Consider the following 22165-nt stretch of genomic DNA (forward strand, 5'->3'; position numbering starts at 1 on the left):
TCGAATAAACCTAAACGTAAGCCGCCGCTTTGGTCGCGCGGGGTCGAACGACGGCAACGGGTCGAAAGTACGCATCCGTTGACACTAATCGAGCCATTCGCGGTCGTGCACGTCCGAACGACAGGAAGGCACTTGAAGCTGCCTCACAAACGGTGAGCGTGAACGTCCGCAAAGGCCGATGACGCGACGCAGGCACACGGCGATCAAATGACCGTTTGCGGAGTGGAGCGGCCGTCTGAACGTCTAGGCGATGCATCAAGCGAAGGTCCCTTCATGCCGATTACGGATGTAGCCAACCGCGATGCACCGGCAGGGCCGCAAAAGGGTGGCGGTGCTGATCGGCCTAGTTGGGGTGACGTGACGGCGACGGGCACACCGATGCAGCGGCCCCCCGCAGGAACCGGGCGAGGGCAGGCCGTCCTTGCCCTGATAAGCGGCGTTATCAGGGCTGGCCTCTCGCGAAACAGTCGGCGATCCTGCACGAGTGTCAACCCAATGCGAGACGCCATTGAACCCATAGCCAGAGGGCTTTTTCAGCCTAAGTTGACACCCTTTGGCCAGGAGAAAATCTCATGGTGAACTGCGTCAGCGCGAGCAGCCATAACAGGCGGCGTTCGTGCCGGAGGGTGATCGAGTACATGGTCGATTCCGTTTTGTTGTTGTGCGAAGCATGAGGCCCGCGCGGCCCACGCGGCCTACGTGGCATATCGCACTCGCCAGCGCCTGCGCGAGATGGGCCGCCGGCGAGCGCCGATATTTAGTCGTCGAGTGTCTCGTGGACTGCCACGGCACCTTGCTTCCAGTAGCTGGCCGCGCGAATCCGCGATTTGTCGACGCCACGGTCCGTGCACAGGTGATGACGCACGGCGCGCATCGTCGCGGCTTCGCCGGCGGCCCACACGTAGCCTTCACCGTCGTCCGGCAGATAGATGTCGCGGACTGCCTGCAACAGCGCATCGCCGCGATGATCCGCTGCGCTGCGATAGCACCACACCAGATGCAGCTCGGCTTGCGTCGCGAATTCGATTCGCGCCGACGGATCGGCCACTTCGATCACCGCGGCGACGCGCGCCCCAGCCGGCAGTTCTTCGAGGCGGCGCGCGATGGCTGGCAGCGCGGTATCGTCGCCGACCAGCAGATGCCAGTCGAACCCGGTGGGGATCACCAGCGAGCCGCGCGGGCCGCCGACGCCAAGGTACTGGCCGACTTTGGCCTGGGCCGCCCAATTTGCGGCGGGACCCGCCTCGTGCATCGCGAATTCGATGTCGAGTTCGCGCGACTCGCGATCGAAGCGGCGCGGCGTGAAATCGCGTGCGGTCGGACGCGGCTGGCCGGCCGGAAACACCGGGCCGTCAGGGCCGGCTTGCGGCAGCGCTGGTTTGTCCGCGCCGGGCTCGGGGAAAAACACTTTGACGTGGTCGTCGAACGAAGCGGAGACGAAGTCGTGCAGATCGTCGCCGGTGAAGGTCACGCGGATCAGGTGCGGGGTCAGCGCGCGGACCTGCTTGACCTGCAGCAGGCGGAATTTCAGCGGATGCCGTACGCGATGTACGGCCAGGTCGGGGCGATTATCGGGTCGAATATCTTTGGTCAGCATGAGGGTGTGATTCCTGTTGGGTTCGATTGGCGCGGCGGCGCACGAGACCGGCGTTTGCGCGCGGGCGCGCGCAAACGCATGGGCGGCCTGACGGCCTGGACTCAGGCGTAGGGCGCGTTGGCGTCGCCGTTGTCGCTGCCAGTGGTGCCCGGATTTCCTTCGCCTTGGTCTTCAATTTCTCGTGCCGCGCGCATCAGGATCGCGGCGATGCGGCGCTGTTCGTCGGCCGGCACGTTGTCACGGCGCAGCAGCGCATGCTTGAGCGTGCGGCGTGCCTCGGTCAGTTCAGGCAGCCAGCCGCCTTCGCTGATGTCGGCCGGCTCTTCACCGGCAAACGCGCGGCGCACCGAGTCCATCTTGCGTGCGATATGCGCGAGCCGCGCCAGCATCAATTCGACGCGCTCACGATTGGCGGCCAGGTACGCGCGACCCGCATCCGCCAGTTCATAGCGCTTGCGATTGCCTTCGAGTTGCACGGTCACGTAGCCGAGCTCTTCCAGATACGAGAGGGCCGGATAGACCATGCCCGGGCTCGGACTGTAGAAGCCGTTCGAGCGCGTTTCGAGGGCCTTGATCAGCTCGTAGCCGTGGCTCGGCTGTGCGTCGATCAGCGACAGCAACAGCAGTTGCAGATCGTCGGAACTGAATTTGCGGCCGCGCGGCAAGCCCTCGCCATCGCCGCCGAAACCGCCGGGACCGCCACCGAAGCGTCCGCCGCGGCCACCGCCGTGTGATTCGTGATGACGGCCGATCGCGTGCCACAGCGCGTGCAGTGCGAAGCGGGGGCGGCCGTGGCGGCCATCGTAGTGCGGGTGTGCGTCGAAGGCGTGGCGGCCGCGACGATCTGCGGCGTCGCCATGATGCTCGTGGCGACCGCGACGGCCTGCGGCGTCGCTATCCAGCTCGCGACGGCTGCGGCGGCCGAATCCGTCGCCGGGGACGGCGAAGCGGTCGTCGCGGCTCGGCCCGCTGCGGTGAAGCTCATGCCAAAGCGCATGGAGCGATGCACGTTCGTGGTCGGCGTAGAAACGATCGTCCGCGCCGCGCGGGCGGGAAAAACGGTGTTGGTGGCGCATCCTGAATGCTCCCGTGAGTGTCTGAAGATGTATCTTAAGATATATATCTAAAGATAGTCTGTCAAACTATTTTTTGAGACGCAGATCGGCGGAAGCAACGTGTACATGCCAATTTGTCATTAACCAAATGACACCCATGCTCTCGTGAAATTTCGTCGAAACGCTGAGAATGCTTTCCAACGCGGCGTTCGCCGTAATCGAGGAGAGCGGGATCATGTTTGCAATCACAGGCGTAACAGGGCAGGTAGGCGGCGCGGCGGCCCGCGCATTACTTGACGCGGGGCACGCGGTGCGCGCGATATTGCGCGACGAAAGCAAGGCGACGCAATGGATGCAGCGGGGCGCCGAGGTGGCGATTGCGTCGTTCGAAGACGCCGACGCGCTTGCCGCCGCGTTCCATGGCACTGCGGGCGCATTCGTGATGATTGCGCCGAACTTCGCGCCGCAGCCGGGCTATCCAAACGCGCACGCGGCGGCCGCGGTGCTGCGGGACGCGTTGACGCGAGCGAGACCGCAGCGGGTTGCGGCGTTATCGTCGGTGGGCGGGCAGCGCGAGTCGGGTCTCGGTCTCATCACGCAGGTGCATATCCTCGAAGCCGCGCTCGCGGATCTGTCGATTCCGACGGCGATACTGCGTCCCGCGTGGTTCATGGAAAACGCGCTGTGGGACATCGCACCGGCTCGCGACACAGGCGTGATGCCGAGCTTTCTGCAACCGCTCGAGCAGGCGTATCCAATGGTCGCGACAGCGGATATCGGCAGCGTGATCGCGAACACGCTCACGCAGTCGTGGCGGGGACGTCGTGTGATCGAGATCGAAGGTCCGCAGCGCTATACGCAGCACGAGATTGCCGCGCTGCTGGGCGACGTGCTCGGGCGTCGCGTGAAGGCTCAGGCGGTGCCGCGCGAGCAGTGGGAAGCGCTGTTTCAGGCAGCCGGCACGGCGTGGCCCGCACCGCGTATCGACATGATCGACGGCTTCAATTCGGGGTGGATCGATTTCGAAGGCGGGGCGAATGAACGGGTGATTGGCACAACTGACTATCGGGCGGTGCTGGCGGTGCTGGCGGAACTGGCGGAGCTGGCCGAGCGCGCGGGCTGAACGGCGGGACGCGACGACCGGGAGCGAATCGCCCGTCATGCCGCGCATGCGCCGGCTCGCCCGACAGGCGGGATCAGAAAATCGACCGCCCTGTGTACGTCGTCAACCACTCGAGCGCGAGCACGCCCGCCAACGAATTGCCATTGCTGTCGAGCCCCGGCGACCACACGCACACGGCCATCTCGCCCGGCAACACCGCGACGATTCCGCCGCCCACGCCGCTTTTCGCCGGCAGGCCGACCCGATAGACGAAGTCGCCTGCCGCATCATATGTGCCGCAAGTCAGCATCAGCGCGGACAGCCGTTTGGCGGAACTCGTGTCGAGGATCCGTTCGCCGGTGGCCGGCACCACGCCGTGATTGGTCAGAAACAGCGCCGCCCGCGCCAGCTCCACGCAACTCATCGAGATCGCGCATTGGCGGCAGTAAGCGTCGACCACCACTTCAGGCGGCATCGTCATGTTGCCGAAGCTCGCCATGAAGTGCGCCATCGCGCGATTGCGGTGCGCGTGCCGCAACTCCGATTGCGCGACGCGCGAGTCGTAGTCGATGCCCGCTTCGCCGGTGAGCCGCCGCATGAATTCGACCAGCGCCGTTTCGGCTTGCACGAAGCGGCGGCATAGTACGTCGGTGACGACCAGCGCGCCCGCGTTGATGAACGGATTGCGCGGCTTGCCGTGTTCGGCTTCGAGCTGCACCAGCGAGTTGAACGCGTTGCCGGACGGCTCGCGGCCGACGCGCTGCCACAGCGCGTCGCCGAGCAGCCGGAACGCCATCGTGCAGGCGAACAGCTTCGAGATGCTCTGGATCGAAAAGCGCGTGTCGGCTGCACCGGTGCGAAAGACTTCGCCCGCCGCGGTAACGATCGCCATGCCGAAACTGTCGGCGGGGATGCGCGCGAGTTGGGGGATGTAATCGGCGACCCTGCCGGTACCCAGATAAGGCTGCAGATCGCGATGAATCCGTTCGAGAATGGATGCGTAGTTCATGGGGATCAGATCGTTGAAGCCGCGATTCTACTGGCAAGCCGCCGCGGCTTGTGCGTGCGCGAGAGCGCCGCGGGCCCAACCCGGCGCGCCGCGCGGAGACCATGTTAATCTTTCTGCCTTCCTGGAGAGCGCGTGGAAACCGCATGGAAACCACGTCGAAACCACGCGGAAACTGCGCGGAAACACGTGGGGCCACGCGGCGCAACAGACACGATGATGGAAGCTTTCGATCCGGACGTCGTCGAGCAAGCGGTCTTGGTGGTCGGCGAGCGTCACGCCACGTTGGACGAACCGTGGCGCGCCTACGGTCGCACGCGGCTGATCCACGTGAGCGATGGTGTGTTGACCGTGCGCACCGAAACCGGACGATGGGTCGTGCCGCCTGGTCATGCGGTCTGGATCGTGTCGAACGTGCTGCACTGGCTGTGCGCCACCTGCGCGGTGCAACGGCTCTCGCTGTATGCTGCGCCCGAAGCCGCGCCGTTGCCGGCGCACTGCGGCGCGGTGGTGCCGGACGCGCTCGTGCAAGCCTTGCTGCGCGCCGCCGCTGAACTGCCGCACGACCAACCGTTGGATGCAACCGCCAGCCGTCTTCTGCAGGTGCTGCTGGATCGCCTCGCCGCCTTGCCGGCTGCGCCGCTCGGTCTGAACTGGCCGCGCGACCCGCGCATCCAGCGGATCGCCGACGCGCTGAACAGCGATCCGGCGCTGCCCCTCGTACTCGAAGAACTCGCGGCGGCCGCGGGGGTGACGGCGCGCACGGCGGCGCGTCTGTTCGTCAAGGAGACCGGGCAGACCTTCGGCCAGTGGCGCCAGCAATTGCGTCTGCTGGTCGCGCTCGAAGATCTGGGCGCGGGCGCGAGCGTTACGCAGGTGGCGCTCGAAGTGGGCTACAACGACGTGTCGTCGTTTATCAGCGTATTTCGCGCCGCGTTCGGCGACACTCCGGCGCGCTATTTCCATTGACTTCGCGCGACGGCCGCCGCTCAATGCGCGCCCGCCGCGTCCGGGCCGCCGCCCTTGGCGGGCCGCGTAATCCAGATCAACGGAACGGCACTCAGATTCAGACGTGCCAGCGAAGCAACATGCATATCGCAAAATCAGGATTCCTATGGACGTGAATCTGCTCTATCGCTACCTGTCGCCCGGTTGTGCCGCGCTGCTCTGTATCGTCCTGCTTGCCTCTGGATTCTTTTCAGCGGGCGAGAGGACCGCTGATGATGGGGAGCGTCCTGAAGGCTGTGACATGTCCGTGCCAGGCGGTATGGTCCGCTTGGTGCAGCTGTCTGTGCAACAAGTCACTTGTCACTGTCCACTGGATTCCATACCAGTCGTGCACAGGTTGTGCGCAAAATTTATGCGTGGTGCATGCCCGCTGCCGCTTGGTGATGTTGATTCCTGGAAAAATCAAACCGAGCGATTTGTTTAGTCACAACTTGTCGCCGTGCAATGGGTGATTTAGTTAGTTTCTAAAATTGTCAATTTCAGATCTGTCCGATTGCAGGTCTGTGTTGGTGGAGATAACTTCGAAATATATTAAGTTTTTAATAACTGATTCGAGAATGGCGAAGTGCTCAGCGAAGGTCTGGATACGCCACCCTATGACGCGCTGGAAACTATCCATGCTGCTGGGTGCATTGTTGCTGGTGGTTTGGGCATTTCGTGCCGAGGCTGCAAGCCTTGATGAACTGGTCAATGATGCGATTGCGCATGACGCCACGCTCGCGAGCGCAGAGGCGGCGTACCGGGCCGGGCTGGAAAAAGAACCCGAGGCGCGCGCAGCGCTGCTCCCTCACCTTGGACTCACCCAGTCTGATTTCAAGACCGGGATTCACGTACCGGGACAACCAGCGGCCGCGTATTCGACGGTCGGTGAGTCCCTGTCACTCAATCAGACCGTCTTCAAGTGGGACGACTGGCAAAGCTGGCAGCAGAGCAAACTGTCCGTGGCCGATGCGGGGCTTGCGCTCGCCAGCGCGAGACAGGATCTGCTGCTGCGGGTCGCGCAGGCTTATCTCGATGCACTTGCCGCACACGACGGTTTCCTGCTCGCGCAGGAACATCAGCGATCCGTCAATGAGCAACTGGCGCTTACGGCACGCAGTTTTGCGCTGGGCGCGGCGACTGTCGTAGATCTGGATGAAGCTCAGGCCGCTGCGGATGCCGCGCAGGCCGACCTTATTCAGGCACAGGGCGTTCTAGATAGGCGCTACGCGGCATTGCAGAAGATCGTCGGCCATCCCGTCGATGGCGTCGACCCGCTTGATGCCAAAGCGGGCCTTCCGGCTGTCGCACAGGATGCGTCCGACCGCTGGGTTGCAGAGGCACAAACGTCAGGTTTTGAAGTGAAGCGACAGGAGATCGCGCTCGAAATCTCGCGGCGTGAAGTTAGCAAGACGGACGCGGGATATATGCCAAGCGTTTCGATCATTGGTAGCGTCAGCCACGGCAACGCCGCGTTCATCAACGGACAGACGAACTTTTATACCGGCGCGAACCGCGCCACGTCCGGCGAGATCGGGATACAGATCAGTATCCCTCTCTTTGATGGTCTGTCGACAGTGAGCAGGAAGCGGGAAACGCTCGCGCTAAGAGACAAGGTGGAAGACGATCTTGAGGGTTCGCGCCGGTCAGCTGCGCTCGATGCACGCCAGTCATTTCTTGGTGTCCAGGACGGGCTGGCGCAGGTCGTGGCACTGCGCACTGCGCAACGGTCCGCCGAAACGGCACTGAAGTCCAACCAGAAGGGATTCCGCGTTGGTGTGCGAATCAATGCGGATGTTCTTGGCGCGGAAGACAAGCTGTTTGGCACACGCCGCGATCTCGCAAAGGCGCGATATGACACGCTGATGCAGTTTCTGCACCTCAAGGCGAGCATTGCGCAGCTCGATCAGACAACGCTTTCGCAGCTCGTTGCTGGCGGCGGGGCGTCGTCAGCAGAACCCGGGAAATAACCCATGACCATGTTTCATGCGATCCGGCGGCATCTCTGGCTCGCCGCACTGTTTGCCTTCGCCAGCAATCTGCTCATGCTCGCGCCGACGATCTACCTGCTCCAGGTCTACGACAGGGTGTTGCCAAGCAGGAGTCTGGAGACACTGGCGATGCTGATGGTGGTCATGGGAATCGCGCTCGTCATGGCGCTGGCCGTCGATGTCGTGCGCAGTCGTTTGCTGGGTGACCTCGGCCGCCAACTGGCCGACCAGCTTGACCGTCTTGCCCTTGCGGCGCGCATTGACGCCCAGGCACGGCGTAGCGTCCGGCCCGATCTTGCGACGGCGCAGGATGTTGCATCCCTGCGCGCGTTCCTGTCCGGCTCGGGCGTCAACGCGCTGCTGGACATGCCCTGGCTTGTCGTCTACCTCGGAGTGATGTTCCTGTTTCACTGGTCTCTCGGGCTGATCGCCATTGGCAGCGCAGTGCTGCTTGTCGCGCTGACGCTGCTTAACGACTGGCTGACCCGGAACAGCGTGCGTGCGTACACGACCCGGCAGCGCGAGACGGACCAGCTCTACGCGCAGATCAGCCGCAACGCGGAAATTGTGACGGTGCTGGGCATGAACAGGGCACTGATCGACGCTTGGTCGGCGCGTCGCTCCATCGATCTTGATGGGCAGGCGAAAGTGGCTGACACTTCGACTCTGAATCGCAGTATTGGCAAGACGGTGCGCCAGGCTATCCAGATCGTGATGATGGGCGCGGGTGCATGGCTTGTCATCAACCAGTTCGCCACCGGTGGCGTGATGCTGGCGACAACCCTCCTGCTTGGCAAGGCGCTTGCGCCGATCGACCAGATGCTGGGTAGCTGGAAGCAGTTCACCGAAGTGCGTCAGGCGTGGAACCGGCTCGACGCGCTCTATCGTTGCCCGCCCGCGCCACGCACTGTGGAATTGCCGCGTCCCGCAGGCCGGCTAACGGTCGAGGCGCTGGTCTTCAGTAGCCGCAGTCTCGGTGATCCACGCGCCCGCATGCTACTCCGGGGCGTCCAGTTCGCGCTTGCCCCTGGTCAACTGCTCGTGATTGTCGGTCCCAGCGCCTCCGGAAAATCCACGCTGCTAAGGCTGCTTGCTGGACTCTGGCAGCCGCAGGCGGGGACCGTTCGTCTCGATGGGGCCGATATCGCGCAGTGGCCTCGGGATACGCTGGGGCGTTGTCTTGGCTACGTGCCGCAGGATGTTGAACTGTTCGTCGGAACCGTGGCTGGCAATATCGCCCGCAATCCCGATCCGTTGGGGCATGACGCGTCGGCCATTGTGCGGGCGGCCCAACGTGCAGGGGTGCACGACCTGGTCCTCAGCCTGCCAAACGGCTATGAAACGGAGCTCGGCGAGTCAGGCGAAACTCTGTCGGGTGGCCAGCGCCAGGCGATTGCGCTGGCCCGCGCGCTATACGGTGACCCGAGCCTGGTGTTGCTGGACGAGCCGAATGCGAACCTCGATGCGGACGGTGAGCGCTTGCTGAACCGCGCCCTGCTCAAACTGAAGCAGGATGGCGTGACCGTTGTCGTCGTCACCCACCGGCAGGCCGTGCTGTCCATTGCCGACCGTGTGATGGTGATGCGCGCCGGAGAAGTTGAATGCTTCGGCACGCGCGAGCAGGTCCAGGCGGTGATGCAGTCACGGGCGAAACCGGTCGGCACTTCTCCACAGGTTACCCGTCGGGAGGCGACCGCGTCATGAAATTGCGCTCCTTCATTCAGGCAGTTCGCAGCAGCATCCAGTACATGCTTGCAGCTCCCGAGGCGGGGATGGCCGGTGAACCGCTGCAACTTCCGCGCAGGGTGATTGCAGCCGGTTGTGCTTCACTGGTACTGGGCACTGGCGCGCTTGCGCTCTGGGCCGCTGTCGCGCCGCTTTCCGGTGCGGTGTTGGCGGAGGGCATGGTGCGCGACGAGGGTGAGCGCAAGACCATCCAGCATCAGGAAGGCGGCATCGTCAAGGAGATTCTCGTGAAGGATGGCGATCGCGTCAGGGCGGGCCAGCTGCTGGTGACGCTCGACAACGTCCGACCCGATGCCGAGGTGGCTGCGCTCCAGTCCCAGCTTGACGACGAAGAGGCGAAAGCGGCGCGGCTCGCGGCGGAACGTGACATGAAGAGCACGATCACGTTTCCGCAACGGTTGATCTCGCAGGTTTCAGATCCTCGTATCGCCGCGCTGCTGTAGCGCGAACGGACGCTCTTCGACTCCGAACGACAAACCCTGACAGACCAGTTGACGCTGCTTCAGGAACAGCTCGCACAGACCCGGCAGGAAATCGCCACGGAGTCCGAACTCGTGCGCACGAGTGAGCAAAGCCTTGGCATCTCCAGGCAGGAACTCCAAGTCAACGAACAGTTGCGCAGCGAAGGCTATGTCACCGAGACCAAGCTGATGGAGCTGCGCCGTGCCACTGCCGACTACCAGTCTCGCCAGCAGTCGGATACGGCAGAACTGATCCGGGGGCGCCAGAAGCAGACGGACCTCAACCTGAAGATCACGTTGCTGCGCAACGATTACGTGAAGTCCGCCGATGGGCAGTTGAAGGACACGACCGCGAAAATCCTCCAACTGACCGAGCAGTTGCGTCCGGCGCAGGACATCGACGCGCGCACCCATATCGTGGCCCCCGTTGCGGGTGAAGTCGTAGGGCTGCGGGTGCATACGGTCGGTGCGGCCATTGGCCCACGCGATCCGATTCTCGATCTGGTCCCGGCGGGGACTCCGCTCATTGTCGAGGCGAAGATCAAGCCGGACAACGTGCGCGAGATTGTGCCCGGCAGCAAGGCCGACGTGCGGCTCACGGCATACAACCCGCGCACATCGCCGGTGCTTGAAGTAACCGTAACCTATCTGTCGGCGGACTCGCTGAACGATCGGGACACCCATCAGCCGTTCTACTTGGCGCATGTCAAGATTGCGCCGGAAACTTTGGCAAGGGCGAACCGGCTGACGCGCGAGCCCATTGCGCTCGGGCCGGGACTGCGAGCAGAAGTATTCATCAAAACCCGTGCACGCAGCGCATTCGATTATCTGTTCGAGCCGGTGTGGGATGGAATCCAGAAGTCGATGAGAGATTAAGGGAATCGAGATGCGAAAAATCATCATTGCTGCCGCAGCGTTCATTTCCGCTGCGATCTCCGCTTGTGCACAACCGTCTGCGGACCAGCGCGAACTCGCACGCGTTCACTGGCTTCCGGCGATAAAGGAAATCGTTCGGTCGGGAGATTTGGCTGATTACGAGAATGTCGCGAGGCAATTAAACCTGATCCTGGAGGCGAAGGGGCCAATTCCGGCTAAGGATGTGGATGGAAATATAACAGGTGAAAATATTGATGTTGATACGGTTCCGCCAGCCAATTCGCCCGGTAAAGACAAAATCAGATTTCATTACGGCATTTATATCCCGGGCGATCTTTCGTACAAGAGGGCGATCCTGACTGTGCGAGACATCAGTTTAAGTGAGTGCATTACCGAATCTGATGTTTACCGCACATTTGGTCAGGTTAGAAGGACGACCTATGCACACTCGCCTAATTACAGCATCGATCATCATTTCGAAGGAGCTAATAATATTAATCTGGTTTTTAGATTCGAAAGAGATGTCGCGAAATGCGCGACGGAAATTGACATTTTTCAAAATAGATGGAGATAAATATGGCGGCAATTGCAGGAACAGAAGCGTTTTGGGGTGATATTAAACCTTCCGCGCAAGAGCTTGCATACATTAACGATAGCCCCACGCTGGTGCAGCAGCTTCTGCAATATCAGACAGCTTACACAAACAAGTTAGTGGATGTGATGAAAATAGACCCTGCGGGCGGGACAGAATTCAATGGGTCATATGTGCAATTCGCGTCGAACTATAACACTTGGTCCCCCGAAATGTTCGTGGGCGAACTAGCTCACGAGATCGGGCACTTTGTCAATCAGGCTGCTGATACGGCGTTCACGAATCAATATGAGGTTTCGTCGAACGATCCGAACGCATATTCCATTGACGCAATGCTTGGCTTGCATCGAGAAGGTGAAGCTGTTTACAACAACTATGTGGTTCAGCAGGAAATTTCAGCCGCGACTGCTGGTCAGGTGAAAATTTACCTTGCCGGTGCTCTCAATGTTGATGGGACGAGTACGGGGCTTCAGCAGTTACTCGATGCGCAACATGCTTTCGACCAAGCTGACGGATACTCGCCCACTGAGGACAGGAACCTGATGATTGAACAGGCGATGGGCGTCTACGCGCTGTTGCCTGGGAGCGCAAATGGTTTGCCGTATTACAATTACTACGGCCAGGTGAACGGTGCGCAAGCCCCTGCCCAGGCACCCGAGTTGGCAAACGTAACATTCACCGATCCCATGGCGACTGGCAATTTTACAACTGAAAAGGAGGTCTTTACGTCCGGTGAAACTGAGACACAAAATTTCAGTAATGGTGTAATCAGTTCGTCGTCCCTCAGTGATCAGTTCGGCAACGTCATCTCGCAGACCGTTTATTCTCATGGCGCAGATGGAAGCTATATCGCGAATATTTATGACGGGACTGGCAATCTGACTGGTCAGGATCAGTTCCACAGCGATGGCTCCGAAGTTGCATATCAGCTTCTCGGGAATGGCACGCAAAACGCGACGGTCTATAACGCTGCCGGTCAAGAGACCGAATATGCGACGTTTGGCGCCAATGGCGCGAAGACGCAGGATACCTTCTACGATGCAACCACGGGACGAGCGACCGAGCAGGATGAGTACAGTGCGGACGGCAGCGCCGTCGCGCACCTGTTCAACACCGATGGCACGCAGAACGCCATCGTGTTCAACGCTGCGGGTCACGAGACGGAGAATGCGAGCTTTGGCACCAACGGCCAGCTGACGCAGGACACGTACTACGACGCTTCCACGGGTCGAATGACCGAACAGGACAATTACAACGCGGATGGCAGCGCCATCGCACACCTGTTCAACGCGGACGGCACGCAGAATGCCATCGTGTTCAACGCTGCGGGTCACGAGACGGAGAATGCGAGCTTTGGCACCAACGGCCAGATGACGCAGGACACGTACTACGACGCTTCCACGGGTCGAATGACCGAACAGGACAATTACAACGCGGATGGCAGCGCCATCGCACACCTGTTCAACGCGGACGGCACGCAGAACGCGATTGTCTTCAACGCAGCAGGCCACGAAACCGAGAATGCGAGCTTTGGCGTGAACGGCCAGAAGACGCAGGATGTTTTCTTCGACGCCACGACGGGCCGGGAGACGCAGGAAAATGACATCAATGCCGACGGCAGTCAGGTCGATCACGTCTTCAACACCAACGGTACGCAGACCGCCTACGTTTTCAACGCGGCGGGACATGAAACCGAGCAGGCCAACTTTGGCACCAACGGCAAGCTGACCCAGGATTACGTCTTCGACGGCAATACCGGGCGTGAACTGCAGGAAACGGATTACAACGCGGACGGCAGCGGCGTAGCGCATATTTTCAATCCGGACGGCACGCAGAACGCCGCGGTGTTTGACCCGAACGGTCATGTTTCCGAGTATGCAACCTTTGGTGCCAATGGCCAGAAGACGCAGGATATCTTCTACGACACCAGCACGGGGCGCGAGACGCAGGAAAACGACTTCAATCCGGATGGCAGTGCCGTTGCCCACGTCTTCAATCCTGATGGTTCGCAGACCGCCACTGTCTACAACGCTGCCGGTCATGAAACCGAGTACGCGATGTTCAATACCAGCGGTCAGAAGACGGACGATTACTTCTTCGACGGTACGACCGGACGCGAAACGGAGTACAACCAGTACCACGGCGATGGGAGCATGACGGCGTGGCAGTACAACACCGACAATTCGACGGACGCCATCATCTTCAATGGTAACGGGCAGGAGATTGAATACGATACGTACAACGCTAACGGCCAGTTGACTGGCTTCACCCAGTTCACCTATGGCGCGGGTGGCGGATACAATGCCGTCGCGTATGGTCCAACCGGATACGAACTGGGGTGGTCGGATTACAGTAGCTCGGGCGGGCTCATCTCCTCGGGTGGCGGCCAGTATGACTTCACACTCGATGACGGCTACGAGTGTACGGGCGACATGGCGGGGTTTGCTCAGTCGTTCGAGAGCGACTTTGGCTACTCATGCGACTTCGATTTCTAGAACCGGAAATATGAAATGTGCGGCGCGGATCGCAAGCTTCGCCTGACCCGCATATGCATGCGCCGCGCCAAAAGCGCGGCGCATGCTTCCTGAAGTGAAACTGTGTGGTTGATCTGTTATTCGACAGTGTGAGCTTCTCCCCGGCGCTGGTCGAATCGCTCCGGGCAGGGATTGGTTCAATATGAGCTTTGCGAACCTGTGGCAATTGACACCCTACCATCTGAATCGGTACGGAAATGAAAAGAATAGAGTGTGTAGGTCTACTGATATTGGCTACAACGGGATTCGGCCTGGCATCAGTTTCGGCGTTAGCCGAAGAAAACGGTTGTCTGATCCACAAGGAGGCGACTCTTCCTCTCACCGAAAGCGACGGACGGTATCTGGCACCGGTCGAGCTTGATCGCCAACCACTTTTGATGACTGTTGATACGGGAGATGAGAAAACATTCATCGAGCCAGATACTGCTGAATCGTTGCAATTGGCACAGGACAATTCGCATGCAGTCAGTATTAACGGTATCGGTGGTCGGGTTGATTCCTTGTATCAGCGGACCATTCCCGTGCTGAAGTTTGGACTCGAGAAGTGGATTGACTTGCCTGTGATGGTGGTATCGAGCCGGTCCGCTGCCCAGCAGAAATCGGCAATGCAGCCGGCAGGTGTACTTGGAGCCAACGTGCTCAGTCGTTATGACGTTGAACTCGACTTTCCGGCGAAAACGATGACGCTCTACACGGTACAGGGATGCACTGGACGTTTTGTTCCATGGAATGGTTCATATGATGCATTCGTACCATTTAAGACAAGGGGCAATCGAATGATTCTCGAAGCCGCCCTGAACGGACATCACGTCCGCGCCGAACTGGATACGGGAGCCTTTCGTTCGCTTGTGTCTCTCAAGATCGCTGAGATCGCGAATATTGGTGGACAAATGGCGATGGGGCCGGCGCTGTCGGGGAGCGGAGCGGGCGGCCAGTCATTGGGATATAACATATACCGATTTGATACGTTCTCACTCGGTGAAAAGACATTTCACAACACACCTTTGGCGGTGGCCGACTTTGGAATGAAGGATGCCGACATGTTATTGGGCATGGATTTCCTTCGCGCAAGTCGCGTGTGGGTTTCGTACCTCAGCAACTGGGTTTTTATTCAGCGAGCGGGTAACGTCGATACGGCGCCCGCGATTTCAGGCACCAATACTCTACATCGCATCACCCCATTCCCCATTCAGACACACCCAGTGTTCAGTGGGGCTCAGCCTGCCACACGACTCTTGATTAATCATCAGGCGCTCAGGCGGGCCGAGTCCGGTGAAAGTGTGACTGCCCCCAATGGCGCTGAATCAACGATAGGTCAATGAAAAATCACGTCCCATGATTTTTACGCCGCCTCGGGCAGGGCGGACGCGCCCTTGGAGCCAAGGTCGTAGGCTTCGTACTTGGGATTCGGCAGCTCGGGTATCTCGCCCCTCCAGGTTTTCTCCAGGAATGTCCCGAGCTGCTACCACGCCGCACGCATTTCCCGTTCGTAGCTGTGTTGATGATAGTGCCGCATGAGCTGGCAGTTTAGTTGCCCCTCGTACTCGAAGAACTCGCGGCGGCCGCGGGGGTGACGGCGCGCACGGCGGCGCGTCTGTTCGTCAAGGAGACCGGGCAGACCTTCGGCCAGTGGCGCCAGCAATTGCGTCTGCTGGTCGCGCTCGAAGATCTGAGCGCGGGCGTTACGCAGGTGGCGCTCGAAGTGGGCTACAACGACGTGTCGTCGTTTATCAGCGTATTTCGCGCCGCGTTCGGCGACACTCCGGCGCGCTATTTCCGTTGACTTCGCGCGACGGCCGCCGCTCAATGCGCGCCCGCCGCGTCCGGGCCGCCGCCCTTGGCGGGCCGCGTAATCCAGATCAACGGAATGATCAGCACGAAGATGATCGCCGACACGAAGAAGATGTCGTTCAGACCCATCATCGCAGCCTGGGTGTTCACGGTGAAGTCGAACAGCGCATGCGCCGATTGCGTATTCAGATGCAGCAGCGACTGGGTCGAATCGATCTGCTGGGCGAACACCGGGTTATTGATGGAGGCCTGCTCGGTCAGTCGCGCGTGATGGAGCACCGTGCGGTTGTTCCAGGCGGTGCCCGCGATCGACGTGCCCACCGCGCCGCAAAACACGCGCACGAAATTCGACAGGCCCGCCGCCGCCGGAATCCTGTTCGGCGGCTGACCGGCCAGGATGATCGCGGTCAGCGGCACGAAGAACAGCGCCATCGGGATGCCTTGCAGCAGCGTCGGTAGCACCAGATGCCACGTGTCAATTTCGATCACGTATTTGGAGCGCATGTAGAACACGATCGCGAAGCCGATGAACGCGAGCGTCGCAATGATGCGCGCGTCCGAGCGCGGCAGCACGCGGCCCATCACGGGCGCGAGTATGACCGCGAAGATGCCGAGCGGCGCGGTCACGAGACCGGCATCGAGGGAGCGGTAGTTCAGATACTCCTGCATCCATTGCGGCAGCAGCACGAGGTTGCCGAAGAACACGCCATACGCGATCGAAATCGCAATCGTGCCGCCGAGGAAGTTGCGCTGCCTGAAGAGCCGCAAATCGACGATCGGGTGTTCTTCGGTCAACTCCCACACGAGGAAGAACGCGAAACTGATCAGCGCGATGATGCCGAGCGTCGTGATCACCGGCGACGAAAACCAGTCGAGGTCCTTGCCCTTGTCGAGCATGATCTGCAGTGACGCGACCCATGTGATCAGCAGGCCGAGGCCGATCACGTCGATGGGCGGTTTGCGGGTGGCCGACTCGCGATTGCGATAGATCATCCACGTGACGCCGGCCGCAAACAGGCCGACGGGAATGTTGATGTAGAAGATCCACGACCAGCTATAGCTGTCCGTGATCCAGCCGCCGAGCGCGGGGCCCGCGATCGGGCCGACGGTCGCGGTCATCGCCCACAGCGCGAGCGCGGTCGATGCTTTCTCCTTCGGATACGAGCCGAGCAGAATCGCTTGCGACAGCGGAATCAGCGGGCCGGCCACCGCGCCCTGGAAGATCCGCGCGAGCAGCAGAACCGGCAGCGTGGGCGCTATGCCGCACAACCACGACGCCAGCACGAACATCAGGATCGCGCCGACGAACAGCTTCACCTGGCCGATGCGCTGCGTGAGCCAGCCGGTCAGCGGAATCGACACGGCATTGGCTGCGGCGAACACGGTGATGACCCACGTGCCTTCATCGACCGAGACGCCGAGGTTGCCCGAAATGGTCGGAATCGCGACGTTCGCGATCGACGTGTCCAGCACGTTCATGAAAGTGGCGAGCGCGACGGCGAAGGTGGCCAGAACCAGCTGGCCGCCTTCGAGCGGAGGCGGTGGTGCGGGCGGCGCGGAAGCGGGCGCGGCGGCGGGCTGGCTCAATCGGTTCTCCGGAGCGGGGTGCTGCGGGTGAGGCGCGCGGCGCGCTGTCTGGCGCGGGCTGCTGCAGGAGCGAGAGGTCGCGAAAGGTCGCGAAAGGTCGCCGGAAGTCGTGGCGGCAGGTCCGTCGGATGCTCAGGAAAGCATACCTGTATTCGGATGTCGGCGTCGGCGGCGGATGCAGGCTGGGCGGCACGAACAGGGCGGGCAGCGTATGCTCGCGGTTGCGGCGGTTGCGGCGGCGGTTGCGGTTGCGGATCGTCCCGACGGCCCCGGCATCAGTGAAGTCGTCGAGCCTATCGCTGCCGCCTGAAGCAGCACGCCGCAGCGCGCGTGCACACCTGCGTGAACACCCGCGGGTGTGTCCGCATGCACACCCGCATGCACACCCAATCCGCACCACGAATCAAACCACAAGGAAACACTATGGCCTGGCAGCAATTCGAACACGGCTGGCGGCGCGCGCCTGCGACTCCGCCTGCGCAAGCTCTCGTCGTGCTGATGCACGGCGTTGGCAGCAATGCGCGCGATCTGATGCCGCTCGCGGACATCTGGAGCGAGCGTCTGCCCGCCGTGGCGTTCACGTCGCTCGACGGCGCCGAGGCTTTCGACGGCGGCTTCGGCGGGCGCCAGTGGTTCAGCCTGCGCGAGGTGGACGAGGGCAACCGCGCGGCGCGCGTGGCCGCCGCGTACCCGGCGTTGCGGCGCATGCTCGAAGCCGAACTGGCGCACTGGCAAGTACCTTTCGGTCGGCTTGCGCTCGTCGGGTTCTCGCAAGGCTCGATCATGGCGATGCATCACGTGGCGACCAGCGCGGAAGGCGCGGCGGGCGTCGTCGCGTACTCGGGGCGGCTCGCATCGGCGGTGCTCGCGCGCAACGGCACGCCGCTCACGCTGATTCATGGCGAGGACGACCAGGTGATCCCGGTGCAGGCACTGGAACACGCCGCCGAGTCCTTCAGCAACGCCGGCCATACCGTCGACGCCTACGCGCTGCCCGGCATCGGCCACACGATTAATGCCAATGGCATCGAACTCGGCGGCGAGGCGCTGGAGCGCGTACTAGGAGCACTGTCGCGCGGTTGATACGGCCTGACTGAAAATACCGTTAAATATTGTGATCTGCTTGCCGTTAATAGGTCATTGGCTTGAGAATCACCTCCGCCGCGTGGACCGCGCAACGCCCAGCCGGGCGTGCCGTGCGGTTCGGGGAACCGCCGGCGCATTTTGAGACTGCCCGGCATGGCCGGATAACGACACATCAGAGCCTTCCTATGGCCAGACCGACGCCGTATTACCCGCTTTTCGAGCGACTTTTCCGTCATTCCGTGGCGGTGGATCTCGGCACGGCCAACACGCTCATCTATACCGACGCTGGCGGCATCGTACTGAATCAGCCGTCTGTCGTGTGCTTCCAGAAAGAGCCGGCGGCTGGACCGAAGCGCGTCGCGGCGGTGGGCACAGAAGCGCGGCAATTGCTGGGACGCGCGCCATGCAACCTCGAAGCGGTGCGGCCAATGCGCCATGGCGTGATCGCCAACTTTTCCGCTGCCGAGCACATGATCCGGCAATTCGTCGACATGGCGCATCCGCGTCAGCTGTTCAGCCGTCGCGCCGCGTTCACCTTGTGCGTGCCGGAGGGGGCGACCCGCGTCGAGCGGCGCGCGATCCGTGAAGCGGCCGAGGCGGCCGGCGCCTGGAAGGTGAGCCTGATCGGCGAGTCGCTCGCGTCGGCGCTCGGCGCGGGCTTGCCGGTATTGGAGGCGACCGGGTCGATGGTGGTCGACATCGGCGGCGGTACGACCGAAGTCGGCGTGGTGGCGCTCGGCGGCACTGCGTATAGCGGCTCGATTCGCGTGGGCGGTGACAACTTCGATGCGGCGATCGTCAGCTATGTGCGCAATCTGTACGGCGTGCTGCTCGGCGAGCAAACCGCCGAGCATGTGAAAAAGAACATCGGCACGGCGATGCGCGACGTGCCGGTCGAACACATGAACGCGATCGGCCGCAGTGTCGACGACGGCCTGCCGCGCACGGTCCAGTTGAGCAACCACGATATCGCCGAGGCGATCGAGGGACCGCTCAATCAGGTGATCGGCGCGGTCAGGCGCGGGCTCGAGACCGCGCCGGCCGAACTGGTGACGGATATCGCGGACAACGGCATCGTGCTGACGGGCGGCGGCGCGCTGCTGGGCAACCTCGAACGCCGCTTGTCGAACGAACTCGGGCTCGCGGTGCGCGTGGCCGACGAACCGTTGACCTGCGCGGTGCGCGGCGCGGGCCTGGCCGTCGCGGCGGGTCTCATCGACGAGGCCGGGTACGCGTGAGCGTCGCGGGGCATTGCCGCTGATTCGGCGCGATGTGGGGTGACTTGGAGCGACTTGACCACGGCGAGCGTCCCATCCATCTGGCGCGAGACCGCAGCACCGAGCGGCCCGCCCCACACACTCCGAGCGGCTGTGTGACAATACGCGTCGCATCCCGATCGCAGGGACGCGTAATCAGGAGTGCGTAAGCGCAGCGACGCGTAAGCGCTTTCTTTCCCAATTCATTTCTCGCCGGCAGCGCGGCCGCCGAATTCACGCGCTGCCGCGCTGTCCGTGAAGCATCTGTGACTCAATCCGTTTCCGCTTCGTCCACTTTGGCCGCGTCGTCATCGCCGTCTTTCATCGAACTGCAAAGCGGTCTGCGCATGCCGTACGTGGAAGCGGGCGAGGGCGAACTGCTGCTGTTCGTGCATGGCTCGCTGTGCGATTACCGCTACTGGCAACCGCAACTCGCCGGCCTCGCGAAGCGATACCGCTGCGTCGCGGTGAGTCTGACGCATTACTGGCCGGCGGCCGATACCGAACCCGGTCTGCCGTTCAGCTGGAGCGAGCACGCGAATGAAGTCGCGGAATTCATCGACCGTTTCGGCGTGGGACCGGCGCACGTGGTGGGGCATTCGCGCGGCGGCTGCGTCGTGTTTCACTTCGCCCGACGCCATCCCGAACGCGTGCGCACGTTGACGCTTGCCGATCCGGGCGGCCCGTTGCAGATCGCTGGACGGCCACCCGCGCGTTTGCCGGAGACGATCAATGCATTGCGTGCAAAAGCGGCGCAATTGATCGAAGCAGGCGACGTGGAAGCGGGCCTGCAACTGTTCGTCGATTCGGTCAGCCGGCCGGGCTTCTGGGCGATGAGCACGCCCGGCTTTCGCCGGATGGCGACCGATAACGCCCACACGCTCGCGCGGCAATTCCATGATCCGCTGCCCGCGTATGTGCCCGAGGACGCGGCCGAGGTGCGCTGCCCGGTGTTGCTGATCGACGGCGAGAAGAGTCCCGACATGTTCCGGCGAACCGCCGCTGCGCTGCAAACGTGGTTGCCCGATGCGCGTCGTGAGACGGTGCGCGGCGCATCGCATGGGATGAATCTCGCGCATCCGTCAGCGTTCAACCGCTACATCGACGAGTTCATTCGCGCGACCGGCGTGTGATGCGCTCAGCGCGTGACGGACACGCGTTGCGTTGCCTATGCAGCTGCCCACGCGGTGCGGCGGTGCCGCTCAATGCGAGACATCACTGAGCGGCATCACTGAACAAGATCGCCGCGCGAGATCGCTAAGCGAGATTACTGAGTGACATCACTGAGTGACATCACTGAGTGACATCACTGAGTGACATCACTGAGTGACATCACTGAGCGAGATCACCGAGCGAGATCACTGAGCCGACAGACACGCTCAGACCTTGCGATGCGCATCCCTATCGAGCGCCCGTTCCGCTGCTTCGCCGACGAGGCCGTGGTAGTACAGATGCACGCCGATCGCGAGCGAGTCGTTGCGGATTTCGTGGAAGGCTTTCCACGCTTTCACCGGATCCTTGAACAGCAGATAGTGCGCTTCCTGCGCGATCAGATCGGCGACTTCATGCAGACCGTGGCCGTGCAATACGTCCACCAGCGTATCGAGGCTGCGATGCGTGCGCGCGTCGGTGCGCGGGTAAAGCATGTGCAGCACCGCCACGTCCTGCGACTTCAGCGCCGCCGACAGGGCAACCACGATGTCCTGATGATTCAGTGCGGTGACCGTGTCGTCTGCCGTATGGACATGACCTGGAAACAGCGTTTCGAGAGAGGCGTTCATGGGGTCCTTCCTGTTTCTTATGGCTGATTGAAAAGCCCGCCGCAACACAGCAAGAGAGCTGGGCAAAGACAGCGGGCCAAAGATAGCAATGTGTCAGCAGCGGAAGCAAAACACGAAGTCAGTATCGCAGATGCACTCATGCCGGCGCAGCATGACTGGCGCAAAACATTGTTTCAGCAGGCGTGCCAACTTTCATTTGGCTGGCACTGCTGCACCGAAGCGCGCGGCGCGTATCTGCGTGGTGCACCGGCGGGCCGCGCCGGCAACGAATGTTGCGTGAGCCGAGATGGATTGTTGCGGTCAATCGCCGCAATCGGAGCTCCTGCGGCCCGTAGAATGCGAGCCGGAGCCTGAGCATGCCATGCGCCCATCACGATACGACGGGATGACGGACGGGCACGCCGGCACGTATGCGATGTGAAAGTAAAAGGAACATGTAGATGAACTCGAAGACACACGCAACGCTGAGCTTTTCCGACAGCGACCAGATCATTGACCTGCCGATTTACCAAGGCACGCTCGGGCCGGACGTCATCGACATTCGCAAGCTGTACGGCCAGACCGGCAAATTCACGTACGACCCGGGCTTCATGTCGACGGCGGCGTGCAATTCCGAAATCACGTATATCGACGGCGATAAGGGCGAGCTGCTGTATCGCGGCTACGCGATCGACAACCTCGCGCAGAACGCCGACTTCCTCGAAACCTGCTACCTGC

General features: G+C 61.8%; 18 protein-coding genes and 2 pseudogenes. 15 read left to right on the forward strand and 5 right to left on the reverse strand.

Annotated features, from left to right (window positions below):
• Positions 1-757 precede the first annotated feature (757 nt).
• Positions 758-1597: a siderophore-interacting protein gene (locus BN2475_RS30685; RefSeq protein WP_094783149.1), complete on the reverse strand. Its 840-nt coding sequence runs from the start codon at positions 1595-1597 to the stop codon at positions 758-760.
• 101 nt (positions 1598-1698) lie between these two features.
• Positions 1699-2673, reverse strand: a complete 975-nt coding sequence (locus BN2475_RS30690; protein WP_094783150.1) for a PadR family transcriptional regulator — start codon at positions 2671-2673, stop codon at positions 1699-1701.
• Between the two features lie 214 nt (positions 2674-2887).
• Between BN2475_RS30690 and BN2475_RS30695 the strand changes: the two genes are divergently transcribed.
• The gene (locus tag BN2475_RS30695) at positions 2888-3775 is read left to right on the forward strand and encodes an NmrA family NAD(P)-binding protein (protein ID WP_094783161.1); all 888 of its coding nucleotides are present in this window, start codon (positions 2888-2890) and stop codon (positions 3773-3775) included.
• A gap of 73 nt (positions 3776-3848) precedes the next feature.
• Here BN2475_RS30695 and BN2475_RS30700 read toward each other — a convergent pair whose 3' ends face one another.
• Positions 3849-4763, reverse strand: a complete 915-nt coding sequence (locus BN2475_RS30700) for a glutaminase (protein ID WP_094783151.1) — start codon at positions 4761-4763, stop codon at positions 3849-3851.
• 213 nt (positions 4764-4976) lie between these two features.
• Here BN2475_RS30700 and BN2475_RS30705 point away from each other — a divergent pair, with 213 nt between their 5' ends.
• The 10 genes and pseudogenes from BN2475_RS30705 to BN2475_RS30740 form a co-directional block, all read left to right on the forward strand.
• The gene (locus BN2475_RS30705) at positions 4977-5729 is read left to right on the forward strand and encodes a helix-turn-helix transcriptional regulator (RefSeq protein WP_094783152.1); all 753 of its coding nucleotides are present in this window, start codon (positions 4977-4979) and stop codon (positions 5727-5729) included.
• Positions 5730-5880: 151 nt separating this feature from the next.
• The gene (locus BN2475_RS34010; RefSeq protein WP_159444635.1) at positions 5881-6192 is read left to right on the forward strand and encodes a hypothetical protein; all 312 of its coding nucleotides are present in this window, start codon (positions 5881-5883) and stop codon (positions 6190-6192) included.
• 193 nt (positions 6193-6385) lie between these two features.
• Positions 6386-7717, forward strand: a complete 1332-nt coding sequence (locus BN2475_RS30710; RefSeq protein WP_094783153.1) for a TolC family outer membrane protein — start codon at positions 6386-6388, stop codon at positions 7715-7717.
• 3 nt (positions 7718-7720) lie between these two features.
• Entirely contained in the window at positions 7721-9442 is a 1722-nt protein-coding gene (locus tag BN2475_RS30715) for a type I secretion system permease/ATPase (RefSeq protein WP_245841698.1), read from the forward strand.
• The gene (locus BN2475_RS35960) at positions 9439-9927 is read left to right on the forward strand and encodes a putative HlyD family type I secretion protein (RefSeq protein WP_245841699.1); all 489 of its coding nucleotides are present in this window, start codon (positions 9439-9441) and stop codon (positions 9925-9927) included. Before BN2475_RS30715 ends, BN2475_RS35960 begins: the two co-directional genes overlap by 4 nt.
• Positions 9928-9942: 15 nt before the next feature.
• A pseudogene (locus BN2475_RS35965) lies at positions 9943-10821 on the forward strand (HlyD family type I secretion periplasmic adaptor subunit); the annotation flags it as partial.
• A 10-nt stretch (positions 10822-10831) separates the two neighbouring features.
• Positions 10832-11395: a hypothetical protein gene (locus tag BN2475_RS30725; protein ID WP_094783154.1), complete on the forward strand. Its 564-nt coding sequence runs from the start codon at positions 10832-10834 to the stop codon at positions 11393-11395.
• Positions 11396-11397: 2 nt separating this feature from the next.
• Positions 11398-13908 carry a hypothetical protein gene (locus BN2475_RS30730; protein ID WP_143325987.1) on the forward strand — a complete coding sequence of 837 codons (2511 nt, stop codon included), beginning with the start codon at positions 11398-11400 and terminating at the stop codon, positions 13906-13908.
• Positions 13909-14144: 236 nt separating this feature from the next.
• Positions 14145-15269, forward strand: coding sequence for an aspartyl protease family protein (locus tag BN2475_RS30735; RefSeq protein ID WP_094783156.1), 1125 nt, complete (start codon positions 14145-14147; stop codon positions 15267-15269).
• A 218-nt stretch (positions 15270-15487) separates the two neighbouring features.
• Positions 15488-15730 (forward strand): annotated as a pseudogene (locus BN2475_RS30740) (helix-turn-helix transcriptional regulator); the annotation flags it as partial.
• A 20-nt stretch (positions 15731-15750) separates the two neighbouring features.
• Here BN2475_RS30740 and BN2475_RS30745 read toward each other — a convergent pair.
• On the reverse strand, positions 15751-17325 hold the full coding sequence (locus tag BN2475_RS30745) for a DHA2 family efflux MFS transporter permease subunit (protein WP_094783157.1): 1575 nt from the start codon (positions 17323-17325) through the stop codon (positions 15751-15753).
• Positions 17326-17748: 423 nt separating this feature from the next.
• On the opposite strand from BN2475_RS30745, the gene BN2475_RS30750 reads away from it, so the two are divergent.
• The 3 genes from BN2475_RS30750 to BN2475_RS30760 all read left to right on the forward strand — a co-directional run bounded on the left by BN2475_RS30750 (position 17749) and on the right by BN2475_RS30760 (position 20800).
• Positions 17749-18408: an alpha/beta hydrolase gene (locus tag BN2475_RS30750; protein WP_094783158.1), complete on the forward strand. Its 660-nt coding sequence runs from the start codon at positions 17749-17751 to the stop codon at positions 18406-18408.
• Positions 18409-18596: 188 nt separating this feature from the next.
• Positions 18597-19649 carry a rod shape-determining protein gene (gene mreB, locus BN2475_RS30755; protein ID WP_094783159.1) on the forward strand — a complete coding sequence of 351 codons (1053 nt, stop codon included), beginning with the start codon at positions 18597-18599 and terminating at the stop codon, positions 19647-19649.
• Positions 19650-20014: 365 nt separating this feature from the next.
• The gene (locus BN2475_RS30760; RefSeq protein WP_094783163.1) at positions 20015-20800 is read left to right on the forward strand and encodes an alpha/beta fold hydrolase; all 786 of its coding nucleotides are present in this window, start codon (positions 20015-20017) and stop codon (positions 20798-20800) included.
• Positions 20801-21046: 246 nt separating this feature from the next.
• Here BN2475_RS30760 and BN2475_RS30765 read toward each other — a convergent pair whose 3' ends face one another.
• On the reverse strand, positions 21047-21448 hold the full coding sequence (locus BN2475_RS30765) for a hypothetical protein (protein ID WP_094783160.1): 402 nt from the start codon (positions 21446-21448) through the stop codon (positions 21047-21049).
• A 440-nt stretch (positions 21449-21888) separates the two neighbouring features.
• Here BN2475_RS30765 and BN2475_RS35970 point away from each other — a divergent pair.
• Positions 21889-22165, forward strand: a 277-nt coding sequence (locus BN2475_RS35970) for a citrate/2-methylcitrate synthase (protein ID WP_281254293.1), incomplete at its 3' end; no start/stop codon positions are given.

Origin of the sequence: Paraburkholderia ribeironis, assembly GCF_900019265.1 — a bacterium.
GTDB classification, from domain to species: Bacteria; Pseudomonadota; Gammaproteobacteria; order Burkholderiales; family Burkholderiaceae; genus Paraburkholderia; species Paraburkholderia ribeironis.